The organism is Brevundimonas sp. DS20 (assembly GCF_001310255.1).
In the GTDB taxonomy this organism is placed as follows: domain Bacteria; phylum Pseudomonadota; class Alphaproteobacteria; order Caulobacterales; family Caulobacteraceae; genus Brevundimonas; species Brevundimonas aurantiaca.
In genome coordinates this window covers 1,963,309-1,972,485 of record NZ_CP012897.1, presented here as the reverse complement: position 1 = coordinate 1,972,485, position 9,177 = coordinate 1,963,309, and the positions used below count along the sequence as shown (strand labels likewise).

Annotated in this window: 15 protein-coding genes; all 15 read right to left on the bottom strand. The window is 65.3% G+C overall.

What is annotated here, in order from left to right; translation table 11 throughout:
• Positions 1-64 precede the first annotated feature (64 nt).
• The 15 genes from JL11_RS09590 to rplX all read right to left on the bottom strand — a co-directional run bounded on the left by JL11_RS09590 (position 65) and on the right by rplX (position 9,176).
• Positions 65-1,084, bottom strand: a complete 1,020-nt coding sequence (locus JL11_RS09590; protein WP_054765477.1) for a DNA-directed RNA polymerase subunit alpha — start codon at positions 1,082-1,084, stop codon at positions 65-67.
• A 91-nt stretch (positions 1,085-1,175) separates the two neighbouring features.
• A complete protein-coding gene (gene rpsK / locus JL11_RS09585; protein WP_054765476.1) occupies positions 1,176-1,565 on the bottom strand; it encodes a 30S ribosomal protein S11 in 390 nt (129 codons plus the stop codon).
• Between the two features lie 14 nt (positions 1,566-1,579).
• On the bottom strand, positions 1,580-1,948 hold the full coding sequence (gene rpsM / locus JL11_RS09580; RefSeq protein WP_054766909.1) for a 30S ribosomal protein S13: 369 nt from the start codon (positions 1,946-1,948) through the stop codon (positions 1,580-1,582).
• A gap of 276 nt (positions 1,949-2,224) precedes the next feature.
• Entirely contained in the window at positions 2,225-2,965 is a 741-nt protein-coding gene (locus tag JL11_RS09575; protein ID WP_054765475.1) for an energy transducer TonB, read from the bottom strand.
• Positions 2,966-2,995: 30 nt separating this feature from the next.
• Complete coding sequence (locus JL11_RS09570) at positions 2,996-3,556, bottom strand: adenylate kinase (RefSeq protein WP_054766908.1); 561 nt, start codon at positions 3,554-3,556, stop codon at positions 2,996-2,998.
• A gap of 33 nt (positions 3,557-3,589) precedes the next feature.
• Complete coding sequence (gene secY, locus JL11_RS09565; protein WP_054765474.1) at positions 3,590-4,969, bottom strand: preprotein translocase subunit SecY; 1,380 nt, start codon at positions 4,967-4,969, stop codon at positions 3,590-3,592.
• A 130-nt stretch (positions 4,970-5,099) separates the two neighbouring features.
• Positions 5,100-5,693 carry a 50S ribosomal protein L15 gene (rplO, locus tag JL11_RS09560; RefSeq protein WP_054765473.1) on the bottom strand — a complete coding sequence of 198 codons (594 nt, stop codon included), beginning with the start codon at positions 5,691-5,693 and terminating at the stop codon, positions 5,100-5,102.
• A gap of 173 nt (positions 5,694-5,866) precedes the next feature.
• Positions 5,867-6,055, bottom strand: coding sequence for a 50S ribosomal protein L30 (rpmD, locus tag JL11_RS09555; RefSeq protein WP_054765472.1), 189 nt, complete (start codon positions 6,053-6,055; stop codon positions 5,867-5,869).
• 3 nt (positions 6,056-6,058) lie between these two features.
• Entirely contained in the window at positions 6,059-6,661 is a 603-nt protein-coding gene (gene rpsE / locus JL11_RS09550; protein ID WP_054765471.1) for a 30S ribosomal protein S5, read from the bottom strand.
• A gap of 12 nt (positions 6,662-6,673) precedes the next feature.
• Positions 6,674-7,030, bottom strand: a complete 357-nt coding sequence (gene rplR, locus JL11_RS09545; protein ID WP_054765470.1) for a 50S ribosomal protein L18 — start codon at positions 7,028-7,030, stop codon at positions 6,674-6,676.
• Positions 7,031-7,033: 3 nt separating this feature from the next.
• Positions 7,034-7,567: a 50S ribosomal protein L6 gene (rplF, locus tag JL11_RS09540; RefSeq protein ID WP_054765469.1), complete on the bottom strand. Its 534-nt coding sequence runs from the start codon at positions 7,565-7,567 to the stop codon at positions 7,034-7,036.
• 1 nt (position 7,568) lies between these two features.
• A complete protein-coding gene (gene rpsH, locus JL11_RS09535) occupies positions 7,569-7,967 on the bottom strand; it encodes a 30S ribosomal protein S8 (protein WP_054765468.1) in 399 nt (132 codons plus the stop codon).
• Positions 7,968-7,982: 15 nt separating this feature from the next.
• Positions 7,983-8,288 carry a 30S ribosomal protein S14 gene (gene rpsN, locus JL11_RS09530; RefSeq protein ID WP_054765467.1) on the bottom strand — a complete coding sequence of 102 codons (306 nt, stop codon included), beginning with the start codon at positions 8,286-8,288 and terminating at the stop codon, positions 7,983-7,985.
• 19 nt (positions 8,289-8,307) lie between these two features.
• Positions 8,308-8,868 carry a 50S ribosomal protein L5 gene (rplE, locus tag JL11_RS09525; RefSeq protein ID WP_054765466.1) on the bottom strand — a complete coding sequence of 187 codons (561 nt, stop codon included), beginning with the start codon at positions 8,866-8,868 and terminating at the stop codon, positions 8,308-8,310.
• Positions 8,868-9,176, bottom strand: coding sequence for a 50S ribosomal protein L24 (gene rplX / locus JL11_RS09520; RefSeq protein WP_054765465.1), 309 nt, complete (start codon positions 9,174-9,176; stop codon positions 8,868-8,870). Before rplX ends, rplE begins: the two co-directional genes overlap by 1 nt.
• Position 9,177 lies beyond the last annotated feature (1 nt).

Genomic DNA, 9,177 nt, shown 5'->3' with positions numbered 1-9,177 from the left:
TAGGCTCGTAATCTTCTAACCGCCCCGACATTCTCCCCGAGAGGAGACGGGCGGAGGGTTGAACTTAGATCTGGTCGTCGAACTTCTTGGCCAGATCTTCGATGTTTTCGGGCGGCCAGTTCGGCACGTCCATGCCGAGGCTGAGCCCCATGGTCGCGAGAACTTCCTTGATCTCGTTCAGCGACTTGCGGCCGAAGTTCGGGGTGCGAAGCATTTCGCCCTCGGTCTTCTGGATCAGGTCGCCGATGTAGACGATGTTGTCGTTCTTCAGGCAGTTGGCCGAACGGACCGACAGCTCCAGCTCGTCCACCTTCTTCAGCAGGGCCGGGTTGAAGGGCAGGTCGGGCTTGCCGTCCGACTGCTCGACAGCCTTCTTGGGCTCTTCGAAGGTGATGAAGATCTGGAGCTGGTCTTGTAGGATGCGCGCGGCGTAAGCCACAGCGTCAACCGGCGTGACCGCGCCGTTGGTTTCGACTTCCAGCAGCAGCTTGTCGTAGTCCAGCGACTGGCCCTGACGGGTCGGCTCGACGCGATAGGCCACCTTCTTGACCGGCGAGTACAGGGCGTCGACGGCGATCAGGCCGATCGGCGCGTCTTCCGGACGGTTGAACTCGGCCGCCACATAGCCCTTGCCGTTCTGGACGGTCAGCTCCATGCGGATCGAGGCGCCGTCGTCCAGGGTGCAGATGACGTGATCGGGGTTCAGAACCTCGATGTCCGCCGGCACGTCGATCTGGCCGGCCGTCACCACGCCGGGGCCCGTGGCGCGCAGGGTCATGCGCTTGGGGCCTTCGGCGTGCATGCGCAGCGCCAGTTGCTTGATGTTCAGAACGATGTCGACCACGTCCTCGCGCACGCCTTCCAGCGACGAGAATTCGTGAACCACGCCGTCGATCTGAATGGCGGTCACCGCCGCGCCTTGCAGCGAGGACAGCAGAACGCGACGAAGGGCGTTGCCGAGCGTCACACCGAAGCCGCGCTCCAGAGGCTCAGCCACCAGACGCGCCTTACGCTGGGCGTCGGAACCGATCTCGATCTGCGGCTTCTCGGGACGGATCAGCTCTTGCCAGTTTCTTTCGATCATTTTGTCCCTCGAACGGGTTTCGTCGGCTCCGGCCTTGTCGACGAGGCCATGGTGGAGCCGACGGAGATGGGGGTGCTTTGGGCGGTGTCGCTTAGACGCGACGACGCTTGGGCGGACGGCAGCCGTTGTGCGGCATCGGGGTGACGTCGCGAATGGTGGTGATCGTCAGACCCACGGCCTGCAGGGCGCGCAGAGCCGACTCACGGCCGGAGCCCGGACCCGAGACGTTGACTTCCAGCGTCTTCAGGCCGTGTTCCTGGGCCTTCTTGCCGGCGTCCTCGGCCGCCATCTGGGCGGCGTACGGGGTGGACTTACGCGAGCCCTTGAAGCCCATGTGGCCGGCCGACGACCAGGAAATCGCATTCCCTTGCGCGTCGGTGATGGTCACCATGGTGTTGTTGAAGCTGGCGTTCACGTGGGCGACGCCCGAGGTGATGTTCTTGCGTTCGCGGCGCTTTACGCGACCCGGTTCCTTGGCCATCGGTCAGCTCTCTCTTACTTCTTCTTGCCGGCGATCGGCTTGGCCGGACCCTTGCGGGTGCGAGCATTGGTGTGGGTGCGCTGACCGCGGACCGGCAGGCCCTTGCGGTGACGCAGGCCGCGATAGCAGGCCAGGTCCATCAGACGCTTGATGTTCATCGAGGTTTCGCGGCGCAGGTCGCCCTCGACCGTATAGTCGCGGTCGATGGTCTCGCGGATCGACAGGACTTCGGCGTCCGTCAGCTGGTTCACCCGGCGGGCGGCTTCGATGCCGACCTTTTCGGTGATGTCCTTGGCGGCGGCCGGGCCGATGCCGTGGATGTACTGAAGCGCGATTTCAACGCGCTTGTTGGTCGGGATATTGACGCCAGCGATACGGGCCACGAAATTCTCCAGATACGCGTTATTCAGACGCAACAAACGCTCCGGTTAACAAACCAGGAGCGTGGCGCCCTTCGCGGGAAGGCGCCCTTATACAGATGATTCACCGGGCGTCAACGGCTGCGCGCAACCCTGCCGGCCAGACTTTTTCGGTCCACCGCCTAAACCGTCACTCAGACCCGCCTCGAACGGCGGCGATCAGCCTCTGTGCATCAATGTTGAACGCCGCAACCGGGTTCCGGTCAAGGGGCTTAGGCCGCCACCCTGCGAAGCGGTGGATCAGCGACGCGGGGGAATGCCGAAGTCGACGCCCACCGTCACCTGCTGCCCCTCGAGGGGACGCCCGTTCTCGGTCGGCGGCTGGAAACGGAAATAGTCGGCCACAGCCAGTCCCGCCGCCCCGAAGCCCAGGCCGACAGGGGTCTCCTCCACCACGCGACAGGCTTCCAGCCGGCTGTCTAACCGGATGCGGCAAGACAGTTCGACTCGGCCGTAGCGGCTGCGGGCCTGGCGCGGGTGGTTGGCGCGGACCTGGGCCATGGACGGCCCCGTGATCAGGCGCGGCCCCGTCGAGCCGCTGCCCGGCCCGGACCCCGCGCCGACGCCGGAACCCGCGCCGGTCCCCTGGCCGCCCTGACCCAACCCGGGTTCCGGCGAGGGGGAAGGCGCGACGCCCACGACTGGGGCGGGCTGGGGCGCCGGCTTCGACGGCGACGGCAGTTCGCGCGGGCGATCTGGCTGCGGCTTGGGCGGCGTGTGAATGCGCGAGGGCGCGGCCGGCGCCCCTCCCCCCGCCTTGGGCGCAGAGGGGCGCTCCAGGATCGGCGGCGGCGTATCATAGAGCAGCACCTCGAACGGCGGGGGGCCGTCCGCCATGGGGGTCCGGGGGGGCCGGCCCTTCACCTGTCCCAGCATCAGGATCAGGGCGATTTCGGCGGCGGCGACCCCGCCGAAGACGGCGAAGGCGCGCCAGCGTCTGCGGGCGCGCCTTCTGTCAGACTGGATCTCGGTTTCAGGCATCCGTTCCCAAACGCCCGAAAACGACTTGGGTCACGCCAGGGCTTCGTCGATCGCCTTGGCGACGGACTCGATCGAGCCCATGCCGTCCGCCTCGGTCAACTTGCCCTGGGCTTCATAATAGGGAAGCAGCGGGGCGGTGTTGCGGTTGTAGGCGTCCAGACGGACCGCGAAGGTCTCCGGATTGTCATCCGGGCGGCCCTGTTCGGCGTAGCGTTTGGCGATCCGCTCCAGCAGGGCGGCGTCGTCGACCTTCAGCCGGACCACGGCGTCGATCTGGGCGCCGCGCTTGGCCAGCATGGCGTCCAGGGCTTCGGCCTGGGCTACGGTGCGGGGGAAGCCGTCGAAGATGGCGCCCCCGGCGGCCTCGGCCTCCGGCAGACGATCCTCGATCAGGGCGATGACGATTTCGTCCGTCACCAGATCGCCGCGCGCCAGCACGTCCTTGACCTTGAGGCCCAGCTCCGAGCCCGAGGCGATGGCGGCCCGAAGCATGTCGCCGGTGGAGAGCTGGATCATGCCCTTCTCTTCCACCAGCCGCTTGGCCTGGGTCCCCTTGCCCGCCGCCGGCGGTCCAAACAGGATCAAGTTCACGCGCAAGTCCTCCCCAGGCGTCTTCTAGTCAACTCAGCGACGGACGGGCGTGGGCGCGCCACGACCGCCGCGACCGCGCAGCTTGGCCTTCTTGATCAGCCCCTCGTACTGGTGCGCCAGCAGTTGGGACTGGATCTGGGCCACAGTGTCCATCGTCACCGACACCACGATCAAGATAGACGTTCCGCCGAAGTAGAGGCTGTTGCCCATCTGGGCGACCATGAACTCCGGCAGCAGGCAGACGGCGGTGATATAGGCCGCGCCGATCACCGTCAGGCGGGTCAGGACATAGTCCAGATATTCGGCCGTGCGCTTGCCCGGACGGATCCCCGGCAGGAAGCCGCCGTATTTCCGCAGGTTCTCGGCCGTGTCCTCCGGGTTGAAGGTGATCGAGGTGTAGAAGAAGCAGAAGAAGATGATCAGGGCGGCGTACAGGGCCATGAACAGAGGCTGGCCGTGGGTCAGTTGCGAGGTGACCAGCGGCAGCCAGCCCAGATAGGACGGCAGGTCCGCATTGGCGGTCAGGCTGGCCACTGTGGTCGGCAGCATCAGCAGGGACGAGGCGAAGATCGGCGGGATGACGCCGGCGGTGTTGACCTTCAGCGGCAGGAACGAGCGCTCGCCTCCCGCCATCCGGTTGCCTTCCTGGCGCTTCGGATACTGGATCAGCAGACGGCGCTGAGCCCGTTCCATGAAGACGATGAAGACCACGGTCACGACCGCCAGAACGGCGATGAAGAACAGGGCGAAGGCCGACATCTGACCCTGCTGGGCCAGGCCCAGCATCCGGGCGATGGTCGAGGGCAGAACCGCCACGATGCCCGCGAAGATGATCAGCGAGATGCCGTTGCCGACGCCGCGCGCCGTCACCTGCTCGCCCAGCCACATCAGGAACATGGTGCCGCCCGTCAGGGTCACGACGGTCGAGACCAGGAAGAAGATCCCCGGATTATCGACCAGACCCGGCTGGGCGTTCAGACCCGCCGCGATGCCCAGCGACTGGGCCAGGGCCAGGAAGACCGTCAGATAGCGGGTGTATTGGTTCAGCTGCTTGCGGCCGCTCTCCCCGCCTTCCTTCTTCAGCTTCTCCCAGGGCGGATACACCGTGCCCATCAGCTGCACGATGATCGACGCCGAGATATAGGGCGCGACGTTCAGCGCGAAGATGGCCATCCGCTCCACCGCGCCGCCCGAGAACATGTTGAACATGTCCAGGATGCCGCGCTGACCCGAAGGGTCCTGGAAGAACTGCAGGAAGGCCTGCGAGTTGATGCCCGGGATCGGCACATAGGTGCCGATGCGATAAACCAGCAAGGCGCCCAGCGTGAACAGCAGGCGCTTGTGCAGCTCGGTCGCTTTGGCGAACGAGCCCATGTTCATATTGGCGGCGAGTTGTTCTGCGGCCGAAGCCATTATGCGTCCCCACGACTGACTGAGTCGTCAGATAGGCGGAAAGCGGCCCTCATGCGAGGGCCGCTTCCGTTGTTTCGTCGTCGCAGGTGTATTCAGGCCACGGCCTATACGCGCCGCGACGACGCGTTGTTCAGGCCTTGGAAGCGGCGCGCTTGGCGCGGGCCGAGACCTTGTTGGCGTCGCCCTTGGGCGCCTTGGGGGCCGGAGCCTTGCCCTTGGCGGCGTTGCGCTTCTCGACGCGGGCCGCAGCCTTGGCTTCGGCTTCGATACGCTGTTCGACGACCGACCCGCCCGCGGCTTCGATGGCCTTCTTGGCGCCGGCCGTGGCCGACCAGACGACCAGGTTCAGCTTGGCCTTGATTTCGCCGGTGCCCAGCAGACGGACGCCGTCCTTGACGCGGCGGATCACGCCGGCGGCGACCAGGGCTTCACCCTTGATCTCGGCCGAGGCGTCCAGCTTGCCGGCGTCGATGGCGTCTTGCAGACGCCACAGGTTCACTTCGGCCAGCTTCAGGGCGTTCGGGTTGTTGAAGCCGCGCTTGGGCATGCGCATGTACAGCGGCATCTGGCCGCCTTCGAAGCCCAGCAGGCTGACGCCGGTCCGCGACTTCTGACCCTTGACGCCGCGGCCCGAGGTCTTGCCCTTGCCGGAGCCGGGGCCGCGGCCCACGCGCATGCGCTTCTTGTGCGCGCCTTCGTTATCGCGGATTTCGTTCAGTTTCATGTGCCTGATCCTTTCGGGTGCTAGCGCCCGGACATTCGTCCGGACTCGGCTTGGAAAAAGAAAGTGGCGAGTGGCGAGTGATGAGTGGCGAGTCAAGAGAAATCGGTTGAACCGACACCCGGACTACTCGTCACTCGCCACTCATCACTCGCCACTTAGCGTAGCGAACAGTCTTACTTCTCGACCACTTCCACCAGGTGGTGGACCTTGGCGATCATGCCGCGAACCGAAGGGGTGTCCTCCAGGGTCGCTTCACGACCCATGCGGTTCAGGCCCAGGCCCACCAGGGTGGCGCGCTGGTCGTTCTTGCGGCGGATCGGCGAGCCGATCTGCTTGATGGTGACGGTCTTCTTCTCGGCCATGACTTAGGACTCCACGGCTTCGGGCGCCGAGGCGCCGTCGTTGCGACGACCCATCAGATCCGCGACCTTCTTGCCGCGCTTGGACGCGACCTGACGGGGCGACGACTGAACCTTCAGGGCTTCGAACGTCGCACGGATCATGTTGTAGGGGTTCGACGAACCGGTCGACTTGCCCACGACGTCCTGGACGCCGAGGGTTTCGAGGACCGCACGCATCGGACCGCCCGCGATGACGCCGGTGCCGGGAGGGGCCGCGCGCATCATGATCTTGCCGGCGCCCCAACGGCCGGCGCCGTCGTGGTGCAGGGTGCGGTTCTCGCGCAGAGGCACGCGGATCATCGTCTTCTTGGCTTCTTCGGTCGCCTTGCGGATGGCTTCCGGCACTTCGCGCGCCTTGCCGTGACCGAAGCCGACGCGACCCTTGCCGTCGCCGACGACCATCAGGGCGGCGAAGCTGAAGCGACGGCCGCCCTTAACGGTGGCGGCGACGCGGTTGATGTGCACCAGCTTCTCGATGATGTCGCTTTCCGGAGCCTCAGCGGCGGCGGGAGCGTTACGGTCGCGGCGATTACGATCGCCGCCGCCGCGTTGGGGTTGTTGCGCCATCTGTCGCGTCCCTTAGAAGTTCAGGCCGGCTTCACGCGCGGCTTCCGCCAGCGCCTTCACCCGTCCGTGATAGATGTACTCGCCCCGGTCGAAGACGACGTCCTTGACGCCCTTCTCGATGGCGCGCTCGGCGATCAGCTTGCCGATGGCGGTGGCCGCGGCGATGTCCGAACCCTTGGAGCCCTTGCCGCCTTCCAGCGACGAAGCCGAGGCGATCGTCACGCCCTGGGCGTCGTCGATGATCTGGGCCGAGATGTTCTTGTCCGAACGATAGACCGACAGACGCAGGCGACCGTTGGCGACAGCCTTCAGGCGACGGCGCGTGCGCTCGGCGCGGCGCTTGGCTTGTTGTCGAAGAGAAAGAGCCATGACTTACTTCTTCTTGCCTTCCTTGCGACGCACGGTCTCGCCGGCGTAACGGACGCCCTTGCCCTTGTAGGGCTCCGGCGGACGCAGCTTGCGGATGACCGCAGCGATCTGACCGACGGCCTGCTTGTCCGCGCCCAGGATCTTGATCTCGGTCTGCTTCGGAACGGCGAAGCTGACGCCGGCCGGCGGGTCGATATCGACTTCATGCGAGAAGCCGAGCTGCAGCGACAGGGCGTTGCCCTTCATCGCGGCGCGGTAACCCACGCCGACCAGTTCCAGCGACTTCTCGAAGCCGGTGGTGACGCCGGTGACCATGTTGTCGACCAGGGTGCGCGACAGACCCCACATGGCGCGACCGCGCTGGGTGTCGGTCCGCAGGCCCAGCGACAGCTCGTCGCCTTCGTGCTTGACTTCGATCTCTTCGGCGACGGTCCAGGAGCGTTCGCCCTTCGGACCCTTCACCGAGACGGTTTGGCCGTCGAGCGTGACCGTCACGCCCTTCGGCACTGCGATGGTTTTCTTGCCAATACGGGACATATCAGTAGACCCTGCAGAGGACTTCGCCGCCGACATTGGCGTCGCGAGCGGCGGCGTCGGACATGACGCCCTTCGAAGTCGAGAGGATCGAGATGCCGAGGCCGTTCTTGACGGGCTTCAGATCGCCGATCGCGGAGTAGACGCGGCGGCCCGGCTTGGACACGCGCGCGATCTCGGCGATGACGGGCTGACCGTCGAAATACTTCAGCTCGATCTCGAACTGCGGAAACTCACCCGGGTTCTGAACCAGGTTGTAGCCGCGGATGTAGCCCTCGTCCTGCAGCACGTCGAGGACGCGCTGGCGCAGACGGGAAGCGGGGGTCAGCACCTTGGAACGCTTGCGGGTCGCCGCGTTCTTGATGCGAGCGATCATGTCGCTCAGGGGATCGTTGATCATCATGTCTCTTCGCTCCCCTTACCAGCTGGACTTGGTCAGGCCCGGGATCTGACCCAGGTTGCCAAGCTCACGCAGCGCGATCCGGCTCATCTTGAGCTTGCGATAGAACGCACGCGGACGACCGGTCACTTCGCAACGGTTGCGAATGCGGCTCGGCGCGGAGTTGCGCGGCAGTTCAGCCAACTTCAGGCGCGCGGCGAAGCGCTCCTCAAGCGGCAGGTTTTCGTCGTTGGCGGTCGCCTTCAGGGCGGCCCGCTTCGCGGCATACTTCGCAACCAGGGCCTTGACGGCTTCGTTGCGGTTTACGGCGCTCTTTTTAGCCATTGTGCTCTTCCCTTCCCGCTCAGTTCTTCAAGAACGGGAACTTGAACTCGGTGAGGAGAGCCTTGGCTTCCTCATCGGTCTTGGCCGTGGTGCAGACGACAATGTCCATGCCCCACATCTGGTCGATCTGGTCGTAATTGATTTCCGGGAACACGATGTGCTCCTTCAGACCGGTGGCGTAGTTGCCGCGACCGTCGAAGGACGTGCCCTTCAGACCGCGGAAGTCCTTCACGCGCGGCAGCGCGATCGTGATGAACCGGTCCAGGAACTCGTACATCTGGTCGCCGCGCAGGGTGACCTTGCCGCCGATGACCATGCCTTCGCGCAGCTTGAAGCCGGCGATGGAGTTACGGGCCTTGGTGGCGACGGCCTTCTGACCGGCGATGGCCGTCAGATCCTTGAGGGCCGCATTGGCCTTCTTGGAGTCGGCGACGGCTTCGCCGATGCCCATGTTCAGGACGATCTTGTCCAGCTTGGGCACCTGCATTTCGTTCGTATAGCCGAACTTGGCCTTCATCTCCGCACGGATGCGGTTCTGATACTCGGCCTTCAGCCGGGGGGTGTATTTCTCGGTAGCCATCAGATGACGTCTCCCGTCGTCTTGGCGAAGCGGACCTTCTTGTCCCCTTCGATCCGGAAGCCGACGCGGGTCGCCTTGCCGTTGGCGTCGGCGATCGCGACGTTCGACAGGTGAAGCGAGGCTTCCTTGTTCTTGATGCCGCCCTGCGGGTCAGCCTGGCTCGGACGCGTGTGGCGCTGAACCATGTTGACGCCTTCCACGACGACGCGGTTTTCGGAGGGCAGGACCTTCAGCACATTGCCCGTGCGGCCCTTGTCCTTGCCGGTGAGGACGACGACGCGGTCGCCCTTCTTGATCTTGGCGGCCATG